22 protein-coding genes and 2 pseudogenes are annotated in these 22,954 nt (G+C 68.7%); 12 read left to right on the top strand and 12 right to left on the bottom strand.

The annotated features are described in order from the left end of the window. Positions 1–94: 94 nt before the first annotated feature. The 3 genes from ACZ4Z2_RS24900 to ACZ4Z2_RS24890 are packed head-to-tail and all read right to left on the bottom strand — an operon-like array spanning position 95 to position 3,170. A complete protein-coding gene (locus ACZ4Z2_RS24900; protein ID WP_468078863.1) occupies positions 95–823 on the bottom strand; it encodes an ABC transporter ATP-binding protein in 729 nt (242 codons plus the stop codon). Beyond that, entirely contained in the window at positions 820–2,232 is a 1,413-nt protein-coding gene (locus ACZ4Z2_RS24895; RefSeq protein ID WP_468078862.1) for a peptidoglycan-binding protein, read from the bottom strand. The genes ACZ4Z2_RS24900 and ACZ4Z2_RS24895 overlap by 4 nt, the downstream gene beginning before the upstream one ends. Further along, positions 2,229–3,170, bottom strand: a complete 942-nt coding sequence (locus ACZ4Z2_RS24890; RefSeq protein WP_468078861.1) for a hypothetical protein — start codon at positions 3,168–3,170, stop codon at positions 2,229–2,231. The genes ACZ4Z2_RS24895 and ACZ4Z2_RS24890 overlap by 4 nt, the downstream gene beginning before the upstream one ends. 391 nt (positions 3,171–3,561) lie before the next feature. Between ACZ4Z2_RS24890 and ACZ4Z2_RS24885 the strand changes: the two genes are divergently transcribed. The 3 genes from ACZ4Z2_RS24885 (at position 3,562) to ACZ4Z2_RS24875 (ending at position 5,505) form a co-directional block, all read left to right on the top strand. Continuing rightward, entirely contained in the window at positions 3,562–4,071 is a 510-nt protein-coding gene (locus ACZ4Z2_RS24885) for a SigE family RNA polymerase sigma factor (protein ID WP_468078860.1), read from the top strand. 203 nt (positions 4,072–4,274) lie between these two features. Next, a complete protein-coding gene (locus tag ACZ4Z2_RS24880) occupies positions 4,275–4,793 on the top strand; it encodes a SigE family RNA polymerase sigma factor (protein WP_468078954.1) in 519 nt (172 codons plus the stop codon). Beyond that, positions 4,780–5,505 (top strand): hypothetical protein, encoded by a 726-nt coding sequence (locus tag ACZ4Z2_RS24875; RefSeq protein ID WP_468078859.1) that lies wholly within the window; start codon positions 4,780–4,782, stop codon positions 5,503–5,505. Before ACZ4Z2_RS24880 ends, ACZ4Z2_RS24875 begins: the two co-directional genes overlap by 14 nt. A gap of 53 nt (positions 5,506–5,558) precedes the next feature. Here the strand turns inward: ACZ4Z2_RS24875 and ACZ4Z2_RS24870 are convergent. Then, positions 5,559–5,645: pseudogene (locus ACZ4Z2_RS24870) on the bottom strand (hypothetical protein); the annotation flags it as partial. Between the two features lie 1,289 nt (positions 5,646–6,934). Between ACZ4Z2_RS24870 and ACZ4Z2_RS24865 the strand changes: the two are divergent. The 3 genes from ACZ4Z2_RS24865 (at position 6,935) to ACZ4Z2_RS24855 (ending at position 8,745) form a co-directional block, all read left to right on the top strand. After that, a complete protein-coding gene (locus ACZ4Z2_RS24865) occupies positions 6,935–7,666 on the top strand; it encodes an HAD family hydrolase (RefSeq protein WP_468078858.1) in 732 nt (243 codons plus the stop codon). Further along, positions 7,663–8,142 carry a GNAT family N-acetyltransferase gene (locus tag ACZ4Z2_RS24860; protein WP_468078857.1) on the top strand — a complete coding sequence of 160 codons (480 nt, stop codon included), beginning with the start codon at positions 7,663–7,665 and terminating at the stop codon, positions 8,140–8,142. Before ACZ4Z2_RS24865 ends, ACZ4Z2_RS24860 begins: the two co-directional genes overlap by 4 nt. Before the next feature lie 87 nt (positions 8,143–8,229). Next, complete coding sequence (locus ACZ4Z2_RS24855) at positions 8,230–8,745, top strand: DinB family protein (protein WP_468078856.1); 516 nt, start codon at positions 8,230–8,232, stop codon at positions 8,743–8,745. 380 nt (positions 8,746–9,125) lie between these two features. Here the strand turns inward: ACZ4Z2_RS24855 and ACZ4Z2_RS24850 are convergent, their stop codons facing one another. After that, entirely contained in the window at positions 9,126–9,533 is a 408-nt protein-coding gene (locus ACZ4Z2_RS24850; protein ID WP_468078855.1) for a hypothetical protein, read from the bottom strand. A gap of 974 nt (positions 9,534–10,507) precedes the next feature. On the opposite strand from ACZ4Z2_RS24850, the gene ACZ4Z2_RS24845 reads away from it, so the two are divergent. Beyond that, positions 10,508–10,789 (top strand): STAS domain-containing protein, encoded by a 282-nt coding sequence (locus ACZ4Z2_RS24845; RefSeq protein WP_468078854.1) that lies wholly within the window; start codon positions 10,508–10,510, stop codon positions 10,787–10,789. 57 nt (positions 10,790–10,846) lie between these two features. Continuing rightward, entirely contained in the window at positions 10,847–11,311 is a 465-nt protein-coding gene (locus ACZ4Z2_RS24840) for a hypothetical protein (RefSeq protein ID WP_468078853.1), read from the top strand. Positions 11,312–11,470: 159 nt separating this feature from the next. Here the strand turns inward: ACZ4Z2_RS24840 and ACZ4Z2_RS24835 are convergent, their stop codons facing one another. Next, positions 11,471–11,677, bottom strand: coding sequence for a hypothetical protein (locus ACZ4Z2_RS24835; protein WP_319063594.1), 207 nt, complete (start codon positions 11,675–11,677; stop codon positions 11,471–11,473). Between the two features lie 459 nt (positions 11,678–12,136). Between ACZ4Z2_RS24835 and ACZ4Z2_RS24830 the strand changes: the two genes are divergently transcribed. Further along, a complete protein-coding gene (locus ACZ4Z2_RS24830; RefSeq protein WP_468078852.1) occupies positions 12,137–12,895 on the top strand; it encodes a hypothetical protein in 759 nt (252 codons plus the stop codon). A gap of 329 nt (positions 12,896–13,224) precedes the next feature. Here ACZ4Z2_RS24830 and ACZ4Z2_RS24825 read toward each other — a convergent pair whose 3' ends face one another. The 5 genes from ACZ4Z2_RS24825 to ACZ4Z2_RS24805 form a co-directional block, all read right to left on the bottom strand. Continuing rightward, on the bottom strand, positions 13,225–14,136 hold the full coding sequence (locus ACZ4Z2_RS24825; protein WP_468078851.1) for a hypothetical protein: 912 nt from the start codon (positions 14,134–14,136) through the stop codon (positions 13,225–13,227). Positions 14,137–14,740: 604 nt separating this feature from the next. After that, complete coding sequence (locus ACZ4Z2_RS24820) at positions 14,741–15,631, bottom strand: hypothetical protein (protein ID WP_468078850.1); 891 nt, start codon at positions 15,629–15,631, stop codon at positions 14,741–14,743. A gap of 76 nt (positions 15,632–15,707) precedes the next feature. Beyond that, on the bottom strand, positions 15,708–16,121 hold the full coding sequence (locus ACZ4Z2_RS24815) for a hypothetical protein (RefSeq protein WP_468078849.1): 414 nt from the start codon (positions 16,119–16,121) through the stop codon (positions 15,708–15,710). Positions 16,122–16,288: 167 nt separating this feature from the next. After that, a complete protein-coding gene (locus ACZ4Z2_RS24810) occupies positions 16,289–17,377 on the bottom strand; it encodes a helix-turn-helix domain-containing protein (RefSeq protein WP_468078848.1) in 1,089 nt (362 codons plus the stop codon). Positions 17,378–17,569: 192 nt separating this feature from the next. Next, positions 17,570–18,316, bottom strand: coding sequence for a phosphotransferase family protein (locus ACZ4Z2_RS24805; protein WP_468078847.1), 747 nt, complete (start codon positions 18,314–18,316; stop codon positions 17,570–17,572). A gap of 1,335 nt (positions 18,317–19,651) precedes the next feature. On the opposite strand from ACZ4Z2_RS24805, the gene ACZ4Z2_RS24800 reads away from it, so the two are divergent. From ACZ4Z2_RS24800 to ACZ4Z2_RS24790, 3 genes and pseudogenes are all read left to right on the top strand, one after another. After that, positions 19,652–20,035 (top strand): transposase, encoded by a 384-nt coding sequence (locus ACZ4Z2_RS24800; RefSeq protein ID WP_468078846.1) that lies wholly within the window; start codon positions 19,652–19,654, stop codon positions 20,033–20,035. Between the two features lie 252 nt (positions 20,036–20,287). Next, a complete protein-coding gene (locus tag ACZ4Z2_RS24795; protein ID WP_468078845.1) occupies positions 20,288–20,992 on the top strand; it encodes a nucleotidyltransferase domain-containing protein in 705 nt (234 codons plus the stop codon). A 99-nt stretch (positions 20,993–21,091) separates the two neighbouring features. After that, a pseudogene (locus ACZ4Z2_RS24790) lies at positions 21,092–21,360 on the top strand (GNAT family N-acetyltransferase); the annotation flags it as partial. A gap of 709 nt (positions 21,361–22,069) precedes the next feature. Here the strand turns inward: ACZ4Z2_RS24790 and ACZ4Z2_RS24785 are convergent. After that, positions 22,070–22,597, bottom strand: a complete 528-nt coding sequence (locus tag ACZ4Z2_RS24785; protein ID WP_468078844.1) for a DinB family protein — start codon at positions 22,595–22,597, stop codon at positions 22,070–22,072. Positions 22,598–22,954: the final 357 nt, after the last annotated feature.

Below are 22,954 nucleotides of genomic sequence, written 5' to 3'. Positions count from 1 at the left end.
AGCCGTGGACGCCGACCGCGCTGTGGCCCGGCCAGCTGCTTCTGGCGGGCTTCGGCCGACCTCGGGTCCGGAGCGACGGTACGGTGACGGGTCTTCATACGGCCTCCTGGCTGAGCCGCCCGTCACTGATGCGTACGCGCCTGCTCGCACGCCTGCTGACCACTTCGTAGTCATGGGTGATCAGGATCAGCGTCATGCCCTGGGTGCGGAGCTGGTCGAAGAGCTCCAGAACCGAGAGGGTGTTCTCGCTGTCGAGGTTGCCGGTGGGTTCGTCACACAGCAGAAGGGCCGGTTCGCTCATCAGAGCCCGGGCGATGGCCACGCGCTGGCGTTCACCGCCGGACAGGCGATCGGGCTTGAAGCCGTGCCGGTGTGAGAGCCCCACCCGGTCCAGGGCCGCTCTGGCCCGTTCGCCGCGGCTTCGACGCCCCCTGCCCGGGCGGGGCTTGCGGTAGATCTCCGCCAGCATGACGTTCTCTTCCACGGTCCGGTAGGGAAGCAGGTGGAAGGACTGGAAGACGAAGCCGATGCGGCTTCCGCGCAGCGCGGTGCGCTCACGGTCGGGGAGGGTGCCGGTCCTCACTCCGTCGAGCCAGTAGTCGCCCGAGTTCGGCCTGTCCAGCAGCCCCAGCGTGTTCAGCAGGGTGGACTTCCCGGAACCTGACGGCCCGACGATCGACAGGTGCTCCCCTCGCCGGACCGTCAGGTTCACCTCACGCAGTGCGTGCACGGGCGGATCCGAGTCGAAGGTGCGATTGACCCCGGTCAGCTTGATGACGTCGCCTTCTTCCGGCGTGTCACCGTGTGCGAGTGGTTCGGTCACAGGCCGACCACCACGAGGTCGCCCTCTTCGAGCGCGCTGCCCTCCGGCTTCACCGCGACGAGCCCGTCGGCGGAGATTCCGAGGTCGACATCGACGCTCACCACCTGCTTGCCCCGCTGGACGCGCACGCGCGCCTGACCACCCACCGAGGTCTGGATCGCGGCGACCGGCACGGCCAGGACCTTGCCGTCCGAATCACCCACCGTGATGGTCACCTTCGCCGCGCCGCCCGCCCCGGCGTCTGCCAGCGGGCCGGGTTCCGGAAGGGAGATTCTCAGTGGCACAGGCGCGGATGCCTCACCACCGGAACCCTCGGCCGCCTCGGCCTCCCCACCGGTCCCGGCGTTCTCCGCCGAGCGCTCCGGCCCTGCGCCTGAACCACCGATCTCGCTGAGGACACCCTTGGCTTCCTTGCCGTCCGGTGTGGTGACCTGCACCGTCATCCCCTTTCTCAGCGAACCGGCGTCCGTGCCGGGCACCACCGCCTCCACCACGACGTCGGAGCTCGTCACGGTGGCGACTTCCCCGTCCGGAGCGTCGCCGACGCGCACCTTGGTCTTGTCGACCCGGACCGGAAGCTTCGGCAGGAAGATCGCCTCTCCCGCCGGAACCTTGGTCCCGTAGGTGGACTTGAAGGCGCTCAGAGCGGAGTTCGCCAGCTCGAGCTGTTTCTTCGCCGACTTGATCCGCAAGGCCCGTGCCTCAGCCGATTCCGTTCCGGACCCGCCGTCGCCCTGTGTTCCCTCGCCGGTTCCCTGGGCGGTGAGCAGCGCGAGCTGGGCGTCGGACACCGTGGACTCGAGTTGTCCCAGCTCCTGCCGGTCGGCGGTGCTGGGCTCCTGCGCCACATACCCCCTGCTGCGGTACCAGCGGCTGACCGCGGACGCGGTGCCCTGTCCGTAGGTCCCTGTGACGCCGCCAGTGGTGAAGCCCAGCCTGTTCAGAGCGCTCTGCAGCTGTCTGACGTCGTCCCCCGACGAACCGGGGCCGATGGTCCGGTACATCGGTACCGATCCACGCAGCACCATCACGGGCCTGCCGCTCACCTGCATGAGGACACCGCCCTCCTTGAGTTCGCTTCCGCGGGTGGGCAGCTTGGTGACCCGCTGGGCCGCGGCATCGCCCTCACCGCCCTCCTCGGAAGCGCCTACGGCGCCGGCCAGGGTGAGACTCCTCGGAGAGCCGTACTGCAGGCTTCCCTGGGCCACCACAGTGGCGGTCAGCGCCCGCTGTTCCACGGGGACGGTCACCGGACCCGCCTCGGGCGGCTGGTGCGCGGCCGCGGCGTCCGCGGGTGACTTCATCCGGGTGCCGGCGACCCAGCCGCCCGTCCCGATCAGGGCGACCACGCCGACGATCACGCCCAGTCGCTTCGTACGACTGCTCCGGCGCTTCGTGTCGCGCTTCACCCGTTGTTCCCGACGAAGGGGTTCTTCTTGTACTTGGGCCAGTACGCGGCCCTGAAGTTCTTGCCGCACTCGAGGTCCTTGAGTGCGAGGTCGATCTCGCGGGTGAGCTTCGGCATCGCCTCTTCCTTGGTCAGCGGCTGGGCGTCCGGCGGGATCTGGGCGCTCACCTGGAACTTCACCGCGTCGCCGATGCTGGTCGGCTGAGTAGTGCCGACCGTGATGCCGGACTTGCGCAGGCAGGAGGCGTACTCCTGGGCGAGGGAGACGAGTTGCTGGTCACCGTTGAGAGTCTGCCCAGCCTGCCTGTCGCGCTCTGCCCGCTTCGCGTTCTCCCGCTCCTGCTCCGCCGCCGACTTGGCCGGGCCATACACCTTCAGGTGGGCTTCCGCGCTGCAGCTGCCCTTGGCGGGACCCTCGTACCTGCCGTTGTCCTGGGCTGCGCCCGGCGCACCCAACGCCTTGTCGTACTCCCCCTGCTGGGCGGTGGGCAGGGAATCGCGGTAGGAGGCGTTGGGGTCGTTGTTCTCGGCGGGGCCGGGTGCCGCCGGATCGTCGGGGTAGACGGCGCTGGAGTAGATACCGAATCCGTACTTCTGCCGGTACTTCTTCGCCAGAGCGTAGTCCGCCCCGTCGATCGACGAGCTCGCCTCGTTCTGCGTGGAGCCGGGATTCGGCGTGTAGGTGAACCCCCGCTTCTTCATGCAGGCGGCTATGGCGTTCTCGGTGAGGTAGTGGTTCTTCGTGTCCGGGTCGGCGTCCTCGGGAATGGTCAGCGCGCCGGCCGGCGCGGCCGACGAACCGCCTCCGCTCCGGGCGTTCCCTTCGTCGCTTGCGGCGGAAGGGGATGTGTCGGAGTCGCTCTGGCTGCATGCCGGCAGGGACAGCATGCTCGCCGCCGCGAGCACCATCCAGATATTGCGGAACCGCAAGGTGATCACTTGTCCTTCGGTGGGGAGTCGTCGTGCGGTGGTTCGACGCTGCCCGGGCCGGGAGACCGGTAGTTCCGGTCTCCCGTCGCGTGGGTCGTCTGCCCTCGGTCGGGTGCCGTCCCCGTGGCACAGGCGGTGCCCGACTGTCGCTGCCCGCCCCCGGGGACCCGGAGGGGTTCTCGCGTCGGGCTTGTGTGGTCGACGCCGTATCGCCACCGCGCCATGGAAAAGGCACTGGCCGTGCTCCTTCCCTGCACGCCCCTCGTGTGATGCGCGCCACAATTCGCGCGGTCCAGGCGGCCGTACCCCGTGCCCACCCGGTTACAAGGCTGTGGACACGCGGCGAGAGCCGCACCTCCGACCGGCGAAGCACAGTGGAGAAGGGCGCAGGGGCAATCAGATGAGAAGTGCACCGGAACGAGCGTTTGACGATTTCGTGAAGGCCCGCCGGTCGGCGCTCCTGGGCTACGCGGGCTCGCTGGCGGGCGGGGACCGCCACGCTGCCGAGGATCTGCTGCAGGAAGCACTCGTCAAGCTGTGGCTGGCCTGGCCGCGACTCGGAGACGGAGCGCCGGAGGCTTACGCCCGGCGGATACTGATGCGTTCGGCCGCACGAGCGGCCAAGCGGTGTTGGCGGGGCGAGCGGCCTACGGAGAGACTGCCGGAACTCGCGGCGACGGCCGACGCGGCCGTCTTGGTGGAGGACCGCGTTCGACTGGAAGCCGCCCTGGTCCACCTACCGCTGCGGCAACGGACAGCTGTGGTGCTACGGCACTACTGCGATCTGTCGGAAGGCCAGGTCGCCGAAAACCTGAACTGCGCCCCGGGGACTGTCTCGTCGCTCGTCTCGCGGGGCGTGGCGACATTGCGATCGCTGATCGTCCCCACGGTGGCGAGCGTGCAGGCGTGAGCGGCGAACTGACCGGCACCGGCATCCTCCGCAGACCGGAGGCGCTCGGCGCAGGCGGAGCAGGACGAGTCGCAGTGTGGCTGGCACAAGGCGCCCAGGCACTTGCCCGCGCCGGGGCGACCGGCTCTCCTCTCCCACCGGCCGACCGCGTCAAGGCTCAACGAAGGGCCCAGGCGTGTGATGGTGACAGGGCGTCAGTGCCGGTGAGGGATTCGTCGTCGGACTTCGAGGAGTTCGTGACCGCACGCGGTCCGCGGCTGCTTCGCGCGGCGTGGCTGCTGACCGGCGATGCCCACCTGGCGGAGGACTTGGTGCAGACGGTACTGGCCAAGATGTGGCCGAAATGGCCCCGGATCGCCGAGGACAACCCGGAGGCGTACGCCCGCAAGGCCTTGGTCAACACCTTCTCGTCGTGGTGGCGGCGACGCTGGCGCGGCGAGGTTCCGCACGGGGAACTGCCCGAGTCCGCCGCCTCGGACGTGTTCGCGGACGTCGACCTGCAGCATTCGCTCGCTGCTGCGGTTCGTGCGTTGCCGACCCGGCAGCGCGCGGTGGTCGTTCTGCGCTACTTCGAGGACCTGAGCGTGGAGGAGACGGCCAGGATGCTGGGTTGCCGACCGGGCACGGTCAAGAGCCAGGCCACCAAGGCACTGCATGCGCTGCGCGGCGTGCCGGCCTTGAACACTCACGGGGAGGACGGTGAGCAGGGTGCACGACACTGACGGGAAGGACTCGCGGGAGCAACAGTTGCGCGAACTCCTCGAACGCACCGTGCCGCTTCTGCAGGCACCGCCGGACCGTATGCGCCAGGTCCACCGGCGGGTGGTGGCGCGCAGCCGGCGCCGTAAGGCGGTCGGGGCAACCGTGACAGGAGTGACGGCGATTGCCTTGCTCTACAGCGCCCTCGGCTCACAGCTGTTCGGGGTGCCCACGTCTCCCCGGACTCAAGTCGCCTCCCCCTCTTCCGAGGAGCGCCGGATCAACCTCTCGAACGGAACACTCGGCGTCGCGCTGCCCCAGGGCTGGTATGTGCGTGACCAGGCGGACCGGCTGAACACGGCCCCTGTCTTCGTCGCCAACCGGCCCTTGGATGCGACGAAATCCTGCCCGCCGACGACTGTCGGTGAGTATGACTGCGCACCCCTGTCCACTCTCGCAGAAGGAGAGGCGCTGATCTCCTTCCGGCAGACGGAACGTCCAGAAGCCATTGACTCGGGGACGAAAGTCCACCCCAGCCCGTACTCCAGCCCCGGCGAGGGCTGCCGGTCACTGGGAGGGGATCAGGAGCTGGTCCGACGGGGATGGGCGGCGCGTTCCGACGAGGCATCATTCCCCGTCGACGCCCACGTCTGCCTCAAAGGTGCCTCGGCCGCGACACGCACGGAAGTCGCAGGGATACTCGACACCGCGACCCTTGACCCCGGGCGGGCATAGTGCAAGAACCCCTGAGTGAGATCGACTCTTCGGGCGTGGCCGACAGGGCAGCACACACCCGGTGCGCGCATGAGGCGGCGGACCAGCTCCACGCCTGCGGCGACGCCCCGGTCGAGCTGGGCCTGGATGCGCCGGTGTCCGTAGGTGTGTCGTGGTAACCGCGGTCGGCAGCGCGGTCGTCGATTCGGACCCCCTCGGCAACCTCTACGCCACCGGCCTCATCGGTGTCGAGGGCCCGATGCGGATGTTTCGGCGACGGCAACGAGTGGGCGCTCCACCTCGACCAGTACGCCACCGGTCGCGGCTACATGCCGGTCAGGCCGCCCCTGCGCCTCTGGCGCCTACCGGCTCCCCGCGGCGGGCAGTTACAGCATGGGCGTCATGAGACGCTGGACCAAACGACTGACAGCGGCACGACTGCAGGCGAGTCAAGTTCGACCGCCTGCGAATTCTGGGACGGACCAAGCCCACGCAGACAGCGCCGGTCGACGCGGTGGTCGCCGCACACCCATCAGCAGGAAGAGGGCCGTCGCGGTGTGGAGCGGGAGCCACCAGTGCGGGAGTACGCCAGCAGGCGCCCGGTGTTCCGGAAGCGCAGGCCGGTGCTGGCCGGTGCTATGACACTTGTCCGAGCGCAATGCTTCAGACGGTGGCTGCCACCTTTCTCTGGCAAGGTGAGGTAGGGCTTCGGGCGGATCATCGCGATGACCCTCTCGTTGACCGTCATCGCATGCAAAGCCGTTGTACCCCAGAACACAGCCCTCACCCGACTGGCGACACACTCGTTCTGATTGCGGGGGGCAGAGCCTCCATGCGGCCGTCCGGCCGACGAGTTGGAACAGAACGCCTTTCATGGTGATGAAGCCGGTGGCGTTGGTGATCCCAGCCGCTAGGTCAGGCTCTGCGGGGCTTTCGGCGAGGGTCTTCTTGGCCGTCCTTCGTGGTGGTCTTGTGGGGGGCTGTGGTCTTCCGGGCGGCCGTCTTCTTGTTCGGCAAGTCGTGGACCGTGGCCTGGGAAGTGGCCCCGGGACGTGTCCTGGCCTCGCGAGGCTTTGGACTTCACGACGGACTCCTCCAGCACCGCCATCTGGTCCACCACCCGGCCCGGCGCCGCCTCCGGGGCCGGGGCCGGGGCCGGAGCCGGGGCCGCAGACGGATCGTGGCCCGCCCGCTTCGCCTCGATCCCCGCCTCCAGCGCTCGGTGCACTCGTCGGCGAACCCCTCCAGGCCCTCCAGCACCTGGCGCCGCTAGGCATTCCCCCTGGGACACGTTCCCTGCTCGGAACCCGTCCGACCTGCGAGCCGGGCAAGCCCGGTATCCGACTGCGCTGCTTCCTGGCCTGCCGCGAAATCGAGCTCGCTACATGTAGCCAGTGTTCGGGAAGTGGCCCTGGCGTGGAACACGACGACATAGGCAGGATCGTGAGTCATGCGTGCAGTTGTGTTCGACATGGATGGGACGCTTCTGGATAGCGTCCCCACGGTGTCCCGCGCGTACGCCGATGCGATTCGCTCGCTCGGCGGCCCGCCGGTCTCGCCGGATGAGGTGGTCGCCGGCTGGCATGTCGGCCACACAGAGCTGGTTCTCGCCCATTTCCTCGGCCGCACCTGCGGCCCCGCCGAGGTCGAACGCTTCCACGCCTACCTGGATCCGGCCGTCGCCGAGCTACGGCCGTTCCCCGGCATACCGGCCCTGCTAGAGGAAGTCGCCGATGTGGGCATGCGGCTGGGCGTATTCACGGCGGCCACCCGGCGAGTGGCTTCGAGCATGCTCGCTGCCGCCGGAATCGGCGCGCGAATCGACGTGGTCATCGCAGGCGACGAAGTCGACAGCCCCAAACCGGCGCCGGACGGGCTGTTGCTGGCGCTGCGGCAGCCCGGGGTTCCGGCCGAGGCAACCGCCTATGTCGGTGACGCTGAAGTGGACCTCGACTGTGCCGACGCCGCGGGATCGCGGGGAGTGCACGCCAGGTGGGGTGCACGCGCCGGTGTCCGCCACGGGGCCCACCCGGTCGCGGCGCGTCCGCACGACGTACTCAGCCTGCTGGTGGAGCCACGCAGGCGTACGGGCCACGGCACGGCCCTCCAAAGCGGGTCCGGGACAGTGTCCCGCGGATCGGCAGATCAGTTGACGCTCGCGAGTGAGGATGGGCAATCGTGATCACCATTGGTTCGCTGCGCGAGGAGGACCGCGCCGCCTGGGAAACGCTGGCGCGCGGTTACAAGGAGTTCTACCGCACCATGGTGCCGGACGAGGGCTACGAGCAGACCTGGCAGCGCCTACGGGGCGGCACCGAGCTCCACGGCATCGGCGCCTGGTCACACGGGAAGCTGGTCGGCATCGCGCACTATCTGTTCCACCCGACGTTCTGGATGGAAGACAGTTGCTACCTCCAGGACCTTTTCGTCGACGAGGCGGCACGCGGCCGAGGCGTGGCGCGGAAGCTGATCGAGAAAGTGGCCGATGCATCACGGGAGCAGGGAGCATCCCGCTTCTACTGGACCACTCAGGAGGACAACACCGCCGCCCGCGCCCTGTACGACAAGGTGGCGAGCTTCAAGGGGTTCATACGCTACGACTACCCCATTGGCTTGCGACCTGGGGGAAGTGCTGGCGGGACTGGTCGGCATGAGTAGGCCGGCTGCGCCGGTTAGCGTCTTCCGGCGGATCTTGGGCCGAAAGTCAGGCGACAGCCAGAGACCGAGCGCCTAAGGTCCGCAGGCATGGCACCTTCGTTTGAGCGTCCCCCCTTGCAGGCCGACGAGCGCACCGCGCTCGTCGGCTGGCTGGATCTGCAACGGCAGATCCTGAGATGGAAGTGCGAGGGCCTGAGCGAGGCCGACGCGCACCGCTCTGTCATCCCGACGTCGCCGGCGATGACGATGGCCGGCCTCGTCAGCCACATGCGGTGGGTCGAGCACACCTGGCTGGAGGTGCTGTTCCTGGGCGGCGACAAGACGCAGAACCCGTCCTTTGACGAGACGCTTGAGGACGCGAACTGGCGTACCGACGGCATCCCGCTGAAGCAGCTGCTCGCGGAGTACGAGGCCCAGTGCGCCCGCAGTAACGAAATCGTGGCCGCGGCCTCCCTGGACGACGTGGGCCGCCACCCCGACTACCGCTCAGGCAACGCCAACCTCCGCTGGATGCTCATCCATCTCATCGAGGAGACCGGACGGCATGCGGGGCATGCGGACATCGTGAGGGAGCTACTCGACGGGGCAAAGGGATATTACTAGGTACTCGGTGGATCACGACCGGAGTAGCGTCAGTCACGCTGGCACTGAGCTGCACTGACTTGTTGCCCCCCGCCTCGCCATACGACTTGGTCCAGAGAACCCCCTGTGCCAGTGGTGCTGGGGCGGTGGAGCCCGGGCGTGCGCTACGTCAGCACCGCGTCTCCTATCCCCCGCCGGCATTCCCCCCTGAGCGTCGCCGCCGCGCTGACGGCGGCACTGGCGCAGCAACCCCGACGGCATTGGTGCCGCCGGGGCCGCGGCACCGAACACGGTGCTCCACCTCACGGGGCGAGCACCAGGTCCGAAACCGTTGAAGGCAGACGCGCTTGGCCGCGGTGCGCATGGCGCGAGTCCGGCTACGGGCGCGCTGGGAAGCCGCCTCAGGTCAGCAGGGTCACCGAGTAGTCGAAGGTGGTCCCGGTGACGGTGTACGTGGCCGTCTGACCGTTGTCGCAGTAGGACACGTAGGAGCTGCCGAACTCCTTGGTCCCGCCGACCGCTTGGGCGTACGGACGGACGTCCGTGCCGTCCGCAAATGAGGTGGTGGACAGGTCGATCACCCTGGTCTGGTTGATCGGGTACTCGTCGGTCGGGGCCGACTGTTCACCGGTGCGGGCGGTGGCGGCCCAGGAGAGGACGAAGCCCGCGTTGTTGACGACGGCCATCTTCTGCACGCAGGGCTGGGCCTGTGCGGGTGCCGCCGCCGCGGTGACCGAGGGCAGGACGGCCATGGCCGTCGCGCTCGCCAGGACAGCGGCCGCCCGGCGACGTATCCGGGTCCGGTTCATGATCAACACTCCCTCCGGGCCGGGGCCGTCCCGGCCAGCGATCTCCGAGTTACCCGACGGACCATCAGAAAACGTTCGTGGACGGTGAGTTGCGAGCGACCTGAGTGGCTCAGGTCCGGCTCATGCTGCTCGCGTCCTTCTTCTTCGTCCTGCGTCCGAGGGCTCCGGGGGTAGCGGGCGTCATGGCGGAGTTGCGGAGAAGGGACGGTCAGGTCGACCGGGTGTCCGCTTCGGGCCGGGCGGTTCGGATCCGCACGTCTGAAGCCAGGGCAACACCGATGCCGGTGGCGATGAGCAGCCGGCTGGTGGTCACTTCCCAGCGCTGGTGGATCTTGGCCGGGTGAGGAACGACCGCAGCCGCGCGGCGACGGCCACGAGGGCGAACCAGTAGAGCAGAACAGCGCCGCAGCGGCCCACTCCATACGAGCACCGCCCGTATTGGCTGCACCAGCACGGCCGGGTTCGACCCTCGGATCGGACCGGACTCGCCGGAGTGCGGCACCGGCTTCACGGGTACTGTCTCCACCCGATCCCGACCCAGACGCCAGCACCGCCCCCCGGCTGGGCGTCACGGCGCGCCGAGCAGCAGAACACCGAGAACCGTCTACCGCCGACGGAGGTTCAGCGCTCATGGCGGACCTGCGAGCCTCCAGCGGCGGAGCCAGCCACGGGCCTTGGTTCGGCTGCGGCACCTGCTGCTCCTGGATCTGGCCCTCACCTCCGACCGTCAGGCCTGGGACCGTTCGGCGGTGTGGAGCCGTGCCGGTGGCCTGACCCGGTAAGAGGGTGCGGAACTGGGGTGCGTGGTGGTGTAAGGGCCCGGTTCTGTGCGACGCTGCAAGGACAACCAGCCTGATCCGGTGACAGACCCTGCGTTCTCCCTGAGGTGGCCACGATGGCCGGGGCGGGATTGGGGTGGTTTCGCCCGGCTGTGCGCGGCCCCACGTCGCGCGCTTGATACCGCTGACCGGACCGTGATCACCGCAGCCGGGGAGATAGACCTGGCCACCTGCCCGGCACTTCGGCGGGCCACCCTCGTCGTCCCGCTCGGCGGCAGAACACTGCAGATGGATCTGTCCGGGGTGACCTTCATGGACTCCAGCGGCCTGAACTTCAGGCCGCAACTGCGTAAACGTCTTCTCGCCGAAGGTGGCCAGGTTGTAGTCACGGGGCTTCAGCCCCGGGTGGAGTACATGCTGCGCCTGACAGAGACCTATGAACTTCTGACCACTGCTGCTGTCAGCAAGGCAGCATGAGGCTCCAGGAACAGAGTGAGGCCGTGGTGAGTGCTTGTTTTCATTAGAGTGACCTGCATGGACATGCGGAGGATCGTCGCAGTACTGGCCGAGGAGGCCGAACAGCAGGTCCGAGACCAGGTGTGGAAAGTGGCGCCGAGCGACCGCGCACTCGCCCTCGAGGCCGAGGCCGGCTTGCGCGACGCCGTCGGTCCGCCGGACGTTCAAGAGGCGTTGCCGCAGATCAAGCGGCTCGAACACTTGCGAGAGACTCTCGCTGTCCTGGCCATCGCCCTCGCGCGCACTCACGGCCGCCTGGCCTGGTTTCTTTCCGGCGCTCTCAATGCACTCGAACCGGTCCTGCGCTGGCGTGCTCTGCCGTCTGACGGTGGCGGCACCTTCGGCACTGTCCTCCCGAGTCCCGAGCAATACAGAGAAGCCGAGGATGCCGTCCGCCGACTCCAGGACGCTCTTGGGCAGCTCACCACCGAGACGGTTGACCTGAACCGTGTTCACCCAGATCAGCAAGCAAACGGGACGTGACTGTCTGAGCGAACGCGGGCGAGCCGCACGCGGACACCTGCACCCTGGAGGCCCTCGGACGCGCCTTCGTCACCACCCTGCATACCTGGGGGCAGGCGGGGCTGGACGCAGCGGAGGGCATCGCCCGCGCCGGTGAGCTGAGCGCGTGCGGGTCGAGGTTCACCTGCCGCCCGACTTGATCCATGGCCATTTAACGATGCAGACCACGACAGGTGCGACGAGCATGGTCAGCATCCACAGGCCCACGCTCGCTGGAGAGTAGATGTAGTAGCGCCAATGCTCTGGCAGGGGCGACGGCGCAAGTAGGAGCAAGATCAGCGTGGCCCATGTGGCCAGCACGGCGGCTGCCATGCGTGCTGCGGTCATCTCTATCGGCCCCCTCAACGGTGCTCATCTCTATGGATCGGATGATAGGGAGGCTGGGATGATCTTGGTGTGGCTGGTGTGATCAAGGCGTCGGAGCCGTCCTGAATAGCCCCAGCGTACAGAGGGCCAGAACATTGGCGTCAGCCTCTCCTACGGAGTTGCTGCAGTTCGCGCTGAGAACCAGAGCTCAATCAATCGGTTCGGCGAGTGTGAGTGGCTCACGCTCCACTTCGACATCTACCTGACGGTGGGCGGCAGGCCGCAGGTGGCGTGCGGGGAGCGGGGCCCTGATCGGCGCAGAGACCGCGTGCCCGCGGACATCGAAGGCGTTGACGTGTGGGTGTTGTCTGCGATGTCGCTGCTGGTCATGATCTGGGAACGGCTTGTGATGCAGGCTGGGAAGGGCAGGTACCGGTATGGGGGGGCAGTGTGGAGAGCGGAAGGGACGCGGCAGCGGCTGTGTGGCTGGCGCGTCGGCTGCGGGCGTCGGGGCTGTGGTGGCGAGCGGACTTCGACGGGTACCAGGTGACCGTGGCGAGGCGCTGGGTTTTGGTTCCGGGGTTGCGTGCGCGCCGGCTCCACATCGCGGAGGTGGCCTCCGCCGAGGTCTCGCGTCTGCAGGCGGATGGAGAGTTGTGTCGCTTTGACATCCATCTGCGCGGCGGAGAGCGTATACAGGTCGGCGGTCGTGTGGGGATCCGTGGGACGGGACCCTGGCATGACCTGTGGCGGGCGATTCGACTCGCGGCCGCGATACGTGAGTTCTACGTGCTTCGCACCACGGTGGGTCTGGGGCCGTGGGGCGAGGACGAATGGGCGCGGGTGGAGGCACTCGTACCGGAGATCACGGCGTTCGACACCTACGTCTGTCAGCCGACGTCCGCTCCCGGCCGGACACAGCGCGTGGCGATCAGTCATCGCGAGGGGGTCAACACCCTGCTGCGCCGGTTGGCGGACCCTAAGAGGCCGTTCGCCCTGGCCGGCTGGGACATCCTTCTCAGGGGGTGGGACCTGCCCGATACCGGCGCCGAGCGCGACGCGAAGATCAGACGCCGCTGTGACGCATGGGCTGCGCTGATCGAGCGCCTGCAGGACGGCACCGAGGTCACCAGGTCCCCCCAGTGGGCCTCGCAGGCCGACGCGATCTTCCGTGCGGTTCGCGTCGGGCCGTGTCCGGGACCCCTCGGGGTCGAGTGGAGGCTCGACGCTCCAACGTGAGCGACACCGCCCGCGCGCGAAATCGGCCTGCCTGGCCGGCGATGTCCCTCACTTCCCCGGTCGCCAGCGAATGCCCTTGACATCTCACACCCCTGGATGCGGAAGCGCCGACATACCTCCGGCCGCCCCATTGGTGGGCAGCGCCCACGGCGGTGTGTAGGGCGCGGCTGGCGGTGACGCCGGCTGCGGTGGTGTCCACTGACCGGAACCCGGGGGTTACGTCGGCAAATCGGGACCAACGGAATACTCCGTGGGCACCGCACCGTCCCCGCCCGCGCCCGCGCCCCGGCGACGAACGACGGCGGCTCCCGTCCACGCCTTCCCCGTTCTCAGCCCTTCCGTCGCCTTGCAAGGGTCGTGCGGGGGTTGCGCCTCTTGAGCCTCGGCCTCCTCCGTGGGTCGCGGGCAGCCGGGGTAAGGCGCCAGTACCCGTACGGGTTGTGGAAGAAGTCGTCGTCCTCGAACCGTTCGCACTCCACACGGTTCATGATCCAGCGCGTGGCCTCCGGGGTGATGCGGAAGCCCTCGCCGTCCTGGACGCCGTGGTCCGGCTGCTCGGTCAGCAGGTAGTACCCCGCGACCTCCACGGTGGTCACCCACTCCAGCACCAGCTCCGGCTCCGACCCGGGCGCCGCGGTGCGTCCGGGGGCCAGCTCCACGTCGGCCTCGCCCAGGAGGTGCATGCCGCAGCTGTAGTAGACCTCCCCGTCGTAGATCACCGGCACGACCCACGCCTGGACCAGGGCGCCGACCAGGTCCTCCACGTTCTCGGCGGCCGCCGCCTCGCTCGCCAGGGCCAGCCACCGCTCCCGACCGCAGGCCACCCCGCTGGACTCGTTCTTCACCGCGGTGGCCCCGTTGGCCAGCAGGGCCGCGGTGACGGCCAGCGCCCGCCGTGACACGTCGACGCCGGTGGCCTGGGAGATCGGCGGTGACAGGACATAGGCGACCGAGTCGTGCGCGTCCACCGCGGCCCAGTCGTCTTCGCCGAACTCATCGACACCGGTGATCCGGCGGGAAGCCACCGCCGCGTCGAACGCCTCACGCATCCGGGGGTCCGGCTCCCGCTGGAACTCGTCGAGTTCGAACTCCCCGCCTCCGGCCTCGTCGACCACGCGGCTGAGGACGTCGGGATCCAGGCCCACGCCGACCGCGCACAGCACGTGCCTCGGCATCACACCGGACGCCGGGACCACGAAACGCGTGCCCTCGATGACGTGTCCTTGCCACACCTTGCTCATCTGCCCAGCATCGCAGATGTGCGTACGACGTTGTGATCTCTTCTGCACCCACAGCCATTGTGGACCGGCCCGTTCACGCGGTTCCCCTCGTCTCCGGGAAAGTAGTGACGCGGAGAACGGTCGGTCACGTCCGGCTCCACCTCTGGTTGTCCTCATCGTTGCGGGACCAAAGGACGAGCTTCGTGCCGCTGGCCTGGACCGCCTGTCGGACAAGGTCTGCCCGGCCGCGAGCGAGAGATGCGGGCGACCCACGAGCAGTCGGCCGAAGCCGGGCTGGGGAAGCCCGCAGCGCACCCCGGCTCTCGAAGCGACGCGTGGGGGCAGAGCGCAGCCGTACCAACGGACTTCGAGCATGAAGCGGACGGCGAGCCGGGATGGGTGCTGTGTCTGGTGACCGGCCGCCCTCCGGCCGCCGTCGCCGCGCCGGTATGGCAGGCGATCGTCGCAGCGGGGCGGCGTGCCCCGGGCGGTCAGGACCCTCTCGCTGCCGTCGGCTTCCCCCGGCTTCCCCCCGACTCGGACACGCCGTGGGTGATCCCGGCCGACACTCGAAGCGTGGACCTCTACGGCGGATCGTGGGGTGCGGGCCGGCTCTCGCGGGCGGTCAGGGTGCGGGGAAGACGAGGCGGATGTCGTTCTGTTCTTCGGCCCGATGGAGTGCGGGGACCAGGGTCCGGCGCAGGGTGCGGATCTCCTCGGCGTGGTCGGTGACGAAGCGGGTACGCAGCCGCTTGCGGGCCGGTTCGCGGACGGCCTCGACCGGGCGCATGCAGGTCGCGTACGCGAGGCCGAGCTCGCGTTCCGCGCGGGGCAGGTCGGAGGGATCGGCGGTCTGCATGCGGGTGTCGGCGAGGGCGAAGAAGGCGTTCTCGTCGCGGGCCCGGATGCCGTATCCGGCGAGGCAGTCGGGCAGGGTGCGCAGGGCCCGGACCGTGGCGGGGTCGTGTCGTAGGGAGACGAGTTCGCCGAACCATTGTTGCTGGAGCGGGGCATAGAGGTCGCGCAGCGCGTCCGCCGCGGTCTTCCCTTCAGCACTGCACCGGCGCAACACGGCGGGGCCGGCGGTCCGGGTCGTGGCCGGGCCCGCCGCGGGGGTGGGAACAGGAGCGCTCCCGCTGGTGCCGTGCCGGGCGATGAAATCCAGGTCGGGAAGTTCGAAGAACCGGATGAAAGCGAGCGGAACCTGTGCGGGCAGGGTCACTCCCTGTTCACGCGCGCAGGACGCCGCAGCGGCACGCGACACCTGCTCCACGAAGACGTCCAGCCCCTGCGTCCAGCGTGTTTCGGCACCGATCGCGGGCAGGACCATGCGTACCGGATCGTTCGGCAGGGCCCGGCTGAGCCGGGCCGGAATGACGGACGCCGGCGAACCGCGATCCGGCGCCGCCTCGTTCGAACGCTGGACGGGTTCGGCCGCGCAGGCGGTGAGCAGGGTGGCCGCGGCCGCGACCGCGACGCGGGTCAGAAACCGGAGCCGGTTCGTCCGGCGGGCCATCCGGATCAGTCCTCTCCTCCTCGCGGGGACGCCGTCGACGTGCGCCGTTGACGCCCCCGCACACGGCGGGACGTGGTCAGTGGGTGATCTGAACCGAATCGCCGCCGTCGTAGTAGCTCGCCACCGTGAACGCGGTGCCGTCGTTGACGTCGGTGCACAGCCAGTAGGTGGAGTCGTTGACGCTGTGGTTGCCGTCCGAGGCCCAGACGTAACCCTTGTTGCAGGTGTTCCAGACGCCGCTGGAGTTGCGGAGTCGGCCGGCGTAGCGGTCGCCGAGGGTGGACGTCGAGTCGTTCGAGTAGGTGAGGTTGAGGTCGCCACAGGTGCTGGTGGACGACTTGTAGCGAATCGTGCCGACGCCCTGGTGGGCGCCCGTGGTCAGCGACGTGGTGACGCATGCCTGCGGGGCGGCGGATGCCGCGGGTGCCAGGGCCACACAGGTCGCGGCGGAGGCGAGCGCGAGTGCGCCGGCCGTGATGGCTCGTTTCATGGTTCCCCCAACTGTGTTTGCCACGGGCGGGGATGGTCCGCTCCGCCCTGTGGATGTTCTCCGCGGTGGTACGCCGCATACGCTCGCAGAGCGGGGCATGCCTCGGCCATGACCTTCGAACGAGGTCGAAAGACCATGGCCGGGTGGTGGAAGCCGCTACTCCGGAGTTACCCCTGAGACTTCTGTGACCAGTGAGAAGGAGAAGGACGGTCCTGGACCGCCGATGCGGGGCGGACCGTTGGCCGGAACTCGGCGGGAGGGTCCGGTTCCCCGGGCAACGGCGGTACGGGGCGGAGCATCGCCGCGCCCAGCGGGGTGAGTGTGTGCCGCACGGTGTTGTGGGAGCGTCGGCTGGTGATCAGGCCCGCGTCGCGCAGCACGGTGGTGTGATGGGTGACGGTGGCCGGGGAAATGCTCAGGAACCGGGCCAGTTCGGAGGTGGTCGCGCCCAGCGCGAGGGCACGCAGGGCGGCGGCGCGGGTCTTGCCCAGGAGCGCGGCGAGGGAGGCGTCGGAAGGGCGCGCGGGTGTCGGGAGCCGGGAGCGGTGCAGGGGGTAGACCAGAACCGGCTGCAGGGTGTCGTCGGCCAGGGTGATGGGCGTCTGCCAGCAGAAGTAGGAGGGGACCAGGTGCAGCCCGCGGCCGCCGAGATGAAGGTCGCGGTCCGCGACGTAGTCGACGTGGAGAACGGGTGGGTGCCAGCGCATGGCGGGCGTCAGGGCGGCCAGCAGGCCGTCGATGCCGGTGTCGAGGGCCTGGTGGGCGCGCAGGCTGCGCTCACCGGTGAGTCCGGCGCAGATGCGGTCGTGGTGGGGGGCGATGACGGCGTCGTGGTATGCGCGGAGCACCTTCACGAACTCCTCGCGGGTGCGGCGTTCCACCAGCCTCCAGGCCCAGGCGGGGGCGCCGTTGACCTTCGCCAGCCGGTGCACTTCGCTGGCGACCCGGGCGGACGGGGTGTCACGGATCGCTGTCAGTCCCTGGTCCAGTCCGTCCGCGGACTCGTGCGGGGTGAGGAAGTCGGGAAAGTAGCGCGCCCGGGGGAGCACCGGGATGAGCAGTCTGCGGACCGCGTCCCCGAGCGGTTTGTTGCCGACCAGTGCTTCCCGGGTGCTGCAGTACCAGTCCGCGTAGGCCCAGCGTCCGTGCGTCGTCTGGAGCCGGTGCAGGCTGCAGACGATCTCCCAGAGCGGATCGGGAGTCCTCGCCAGCCGGACGTGCGCGAAGTCCTCGGGCGTGAAGTGGATACGCAGCACAAGACTCGTCTCCCGTCGACTGTCACCCTGCTCGGGAAGCAGCCTTGCGACACCGGTCACAGGAGGCAACACGCTTATTCGGTCGGTGCATGCCGTCACAGCCGGTGTCGGGTACCACTCCCCCAGCACTGCCCACGCTTGGTCGCGTCGCGCTGCCGTCGTCGAGTGTGGAGCTGGCGGGCCCGCGCAGCCTCACATGCGGGATCTCAGCACGTCGACCTCGCAACCGGGCGCGAACGGGTCGAATCCGTGCTCGACCAGCCAGCGAACCGCCAGCAGGCTTCGCAACGACCACCACGCGTGGATCACGTCGAGGTCGATGTCGGCGCCGTAGCCGGCGATGACGTCGTCAAGGTGCTCCTCGTGTCCGAGCGTGAGGGTGGCGAGGTCGTACAGGGCATCACCCTGGCCCGCCTCGGACCAGTCGATGATGCCCGTGACCTCGTCGGCCTCGACGAAGACGTGCGCGATCTGCAGGTCGCCGTGTGTGAACGCCGGAGTCCACGGCCGGAGCGCGGCCTCGGCGACCCCGCGGTTGCGGGTGACCAGGTCCGCGGGCAGGACGCCGTTCGTCACGAGCCACTCGCACTCGTCGTCGAGTTGCGCCGCCAGCGCGATGATGCTCCGGCCTGCCCGGCCGGGCCGGGGCGGCAGCGGCGCGTCGTGCAGCTTCCGGATGGCGGCGCCCGCCGCGGCCCATGCCGTCGGCGACCCGGTCGACGGCCCGCCGAGACGTCCAAGCGTCGTCCCTGGGAGCGCGGCGATCGCGAGCACGGGCGGCTTGCGCCACAGGACCTCCGGGGTCGGGACCGGAGCGAGGGACATCGTCTCGACCTCGACGTCGATGCGCGCCTGATCGGCGTCCACCTTCAGAAACACATCGCCGACGCGCAGGGTCGCGCGCTCGGAATGGGCGACGACGACTTGGACCTCATCCATGGGCGACCAGTATCCCGGGGGTGATCGCCGACGTCGCCGGCTTTATCGCGCGCGATTACGCGGCTGACTGCGTCCCGATACCCGGCGGCCTCGTGCGCGACACAGGAATCTGCTGTTTGGTCTGCGGGTCGGATCGCGCGGGTGGTCACCGCCCTCACCACCCGTCCCGGCGACACGTCACCCGGCAAGCGGCGCGGACTCGGATCCGGCTTCAAGGGCGTCGCCGCCCGGTAGGCCAGCGTCACAGGGCTGGTCGGCCCCTACTCGTCCGGGAGGCTTCCGCCAGCGGAACCGCCAGCTTGCTGGGCATGTGCACGTCCCAGATGATGACGCCGCGCGATTGCATGGCAGTGACGGGCCCGTCGGGAGCACCGCGGCGAACATCTACGCCGCCCAGCCCGCCGTCGGCCGTCCACGAGCCGCACATCCCGGCGGCTGGCAGGGCTGAGCCGTCCCAGAAGGGGTAGTCGAGATGAGAAGGCACTCGCCGGTAACAAGGGATGGGAGCCGCATGCCACGCATGATGGAACGAATCAAGCAGTTCGCAAGGAGCCCCCAAGGGCGCCGAACGGCCGAGCAGGCGCGGCGGGCCGCTGCCGACCCCCGTCGCCGACGCCAGGCCAAGAGCCTGCTGAACAAACTCCGCAGCCGTCACTGACGGTATCCGCCTCACCAATACTCGCGTTCGACTGCTTCCTGCGAGACGGCGCCGCGCCTCTTCGGCGCGGCGCGCGAGGGCGGCATCGCGGTGGGGGTTGCCGATCGCGTCCCAGAGGTTCTGTCGGTCCTCGCGGCCGAAGGCGGGACCGATTCCGGGCCGTGCTCGCACAGCAGCTCCTGGTGGTCGCCACGATCGGTATCTTCCCCATGCGAGGGTGGAAGCCGTCGGCTCCTGCCCTGCGGTGCTCCCGGTGCTCGCAAAGGAGGGCGGCGTATCGGGTCATGATGGCAGCCTCGCTCCCGCTCGTCACACCCCATGCCCGCCCGACGACTCCGCACGGGCAGCGGCTGGTGGGCTCCGTCGTCCCCGCCGGGGACCTCACCGAGTCTTCAGGCCCGCCGCGACCCCGGTCCGCCCCCCATTCGACGACGTCGCCGTCGAGCGCAGCGCCGCAGGCGCAGTTTTTCGATGCGGCGTATGACGACATGTGGCCTGGCCATCGGCGACGGTGATTCCGTGACACCTCGGTGACTTTTCGGTCTGCCCATCACAGGCTTGATCAGTACGTGCTTCGCTGTGCGCGCAAGCTGGCGTGTTTCCTTTAAGGTGTGCCGGTCTAACGTGACCAATCTGATGATTCGGCGGTTCGGGAGGATGTGAGGACTCGGCCGTGGATGGTGGACGATGAGTTGTGGGCGCTGATCGAGCCGTTGTTGCCGCCCTGGCCGGAGAAGGCACCCGGGCCAAAGCCGGTGGATGACCGGCTGTGCCTGCAGGGCATCCTGTACGTGCTCCACAACGACGTCAGCTGGCAACTGCTGCCGCTGGAGTTGGGGTTCGGCTCCGGGCAAACCTGCTGGCGCCGACTGGGCCGGTGGCACGAGGCGGGCGTCCGCGAGAACCTGCACCACGTCCTGCTCGCCCGGCTCCACGCTTCCGACGCGCTGGACTGGTCGCGGGCCTGTGTAGATGCCTCCCACTTCCGCGCGAAAATGGGGGCGAGGCCACCGGTCCCTCGCCGGTCGACCGCGGGAAGACGGGCAGTAAGCATCATCTGATCTGCGACGGCAAGGGCACCCCGATCAAGGTCATCACTACTGCAGCCAACGTGAATGACGTCACCCAAAGCACGACGCCTTCGTCTCCCTGGCCTGCGGCCTCATCTGCTGGAGACACCTCAAAAGCCGCACCCGGTGAAGGTAGTGGGAGGCGTCTTGAGGACGGCGTGTGGGTGGCCGGCAGACTGACACCGCCAGCAGCAGGTAGGAATCCCAGTGCCCTGGAGTTCCTGATAGCGCCACACTGTCACAATGGATCAAGTGAAGATCGCCAGGGAACTGGTGCGGAACCGTTTCCCTGAGGCCCGGGCCGCCTTCCTGGCTGGCAGCGTACTGACACACCGCCGCACACACACCTCCGACCTGGACATCGTGGTGCTGCTGGCGGGCCCGCCTGCTCCCTTCCGAGAGAGCCTGGTGCATGAAGGTTGGCCGGTGGAACTGTTCGTCCAGACTGAGGCCGACTGGCGTCTCTTCGCTGAGCGGGAGACGGCGGCCCGTAAATCTCCGCTACTGGCCATGTGCGCGGAAGGCATGCTGCTGGCCGATGCGGACGGGCTCGGAGCTGCATTGCAGGCAGAATCTCGGGAGCGGTTGGCAGCGGGGCCTCCTCCCGCATCAGCGGCAGAATTGGAAGACCGGCGGTACGCGCTCACCGACACGTTGGACGATCTTCACGGCTGTACCGACCCGTTGGAGCGGACATACATTGTGGCCGACCTGCTGCAGCGCGCCTCAGAACTGGCCCTGCTGACGGGCGGGCACTGGCTCGGCGGCGGCAAGTGGCTCTCGCGGCGACTCGCTGCAGCCGAACCCGAATTGCACAGTCGCCTGACGGCAGGCGCGGCTGCAGCGATGTCCAATACGGGCGACGGAACAGGCCACTTCACAGAAGCAGTGAAAGAAGTCCTGAAGTTGGCCGGCGGCCCCCTGTGGGCTGGGTACAGCCGCAGATGAGACTGCGCGGCAGCCGCCATCGGCCGGGATGTCTTGCGAGTTCCCATCTCAACGAAGAGCCACCTCGAGATCAGTAGCGATGCGCAAGATCGTGTTACCGGCTCCTTGTGGCAGCTGGCGTCCACCCCGCATTGCAGTCGTGCGGGATCGGCACGTTCCTTGTTGAAGCCGCAGAACTGCGGATCAGGAGCCGCGGTCTGCGGCAGGCCGAGCTCGGTGTGGAGGAAAGCAACCCCCGGGCACGTGCGCTCTACGAAAGGCTGGGTTATGTCGAGTACGACCGTCAGCCGGACTCATGGGACGAGCAAACCCCTGATGGGTCGGTGCGCCGCTACGAGACGATGTGCACGTTGATGCGGAAGGATCTCACGCAGCTCAGTCACCTTGGCGGGGTCTCTCAGCGGACGCGGCATCCCAGGTCATGGTGTCGTCAGATCCGGGCGCCGTACTCCGAAGCCGTCGGCCACGGCGGGGGCTGCTTCCTCAGATCCAGCCAAGCTGTGGTCGCGGCGCGGGTTGATCCGCACCCAGTTCGCCCTGCCCCGCGCATGCCGCGGCACGTGCGTGCTCGATGGAGCACAACCAGACTCGCGGGACGGCTTGCCCGACGGCGAGAGCGTGCGGACGTGGCGACGTAGCCCGAGCGGTCACAAGATGGCCCACCACTGACCCCCGGCGATCTTTACGGGACAAGCCTTGGTGTGATGACGGCGTCAGAGCCGTCCTGCATAGCCGCGTTCACCGGGCTGAGTCCGCGACAGTTGAGCCCACGACAGTTCAGCAAGCTGATCACCGCGTTGTGACGCGAGGGTGCGGACGCGGTCCGCATGGCGGTCGGCATAACGGAGGATCTCGGCGTTTGCCGTTGCGGGAGTCGCCGCCGTTCTTGCCGACCGGATCATGCTTGTCATAGCCAAGGGCACCTTCAACGGCGCCACCTTCAACGGCGCCATCATCCAGACCGGCACCGAGTCCTACCGCCTCGCCCACACCAAGGCCCTGCCCGAGCAGACCGGCGCGTCGGCTGAGATCCAGAGCCGGGTGCTTGCGCGGTACTTGCGACCGCGCAAGCACCTCTCAGGCTCCGGTGACTCCGTCGATCTGCTCGCGGATCAGATCGGCATGACCGTTGTGACGTGCGTACTCCTCGATCATGTGCACCATGATCCAGCGCAGGGAGACACCCTGATCGCCCACATGACCCGCTTCCTGTTCGGACAGGCGCCCGGAGTCGTCCAGCGATGCCTCAGCGATCAGCTCACGGCCGCGGGCGACCTCGGCCTGCCAGGCAGCCATCGCCTCGTCGAGCCCTCGGTCCGGCTGCAGTGCATAGCCGTCGACGTTGTTCTCCCCGAAGACCGGGGGCACATGTTGACCTGCGAAGACACGCTGGAACCAGTTGCGTTCCACCTCAGCCAGGTGCTGAACGAGGCCGAGCAGCGTCATCGACGAGGGTGACACGGCAGCATGCCGTAATTGATCATCCTTGAGGCCCGAACATTTCAGGGCAAGAGTTGCACGGTGAAAGTCCAGCCATGCCTCCAGCATGGCGCGCTCCTCAGCATGCGCGGGTGGGACGGGCCGTCCATCCGGTGTCGTATTCATCGGCCCACCATGGCAGCAACACCAGTGACCCACGACCACCTTCGCTGGCGACGAACACGCTTCCGTCCCCTCCCCCGGCGAGCCAGTGACCCACGGCCCTGCCTCCGTCGCTGCTGACGTCGACGCAGGGGGCGTCGTCGCGGCGCCGTGTGGCGGGTCGGTGTCCTGCGCGCGGCGGCCTGGACCGCCCGTACGCTGCGGGTGCCGGCCCGCAACGCGCTGCCGGCCGACATACGTCCCGGTCCAGGTGTGTGGCCGGGCGTGCGGCGGTGTCCGTGTCTCATCCGGTCCGTTCGGCTGGCCGACACCGGTCCGGTGCGGCCGGCCCGCAAGGTGGAGCCGAGGGCGTCTCTTGCG

The organism is Streptomyces sp. NPDC030183 (assembly GCF_055573455.1).
This window is presented reverse-complemented; position numbering and strand designations above follow the sequence as displayed.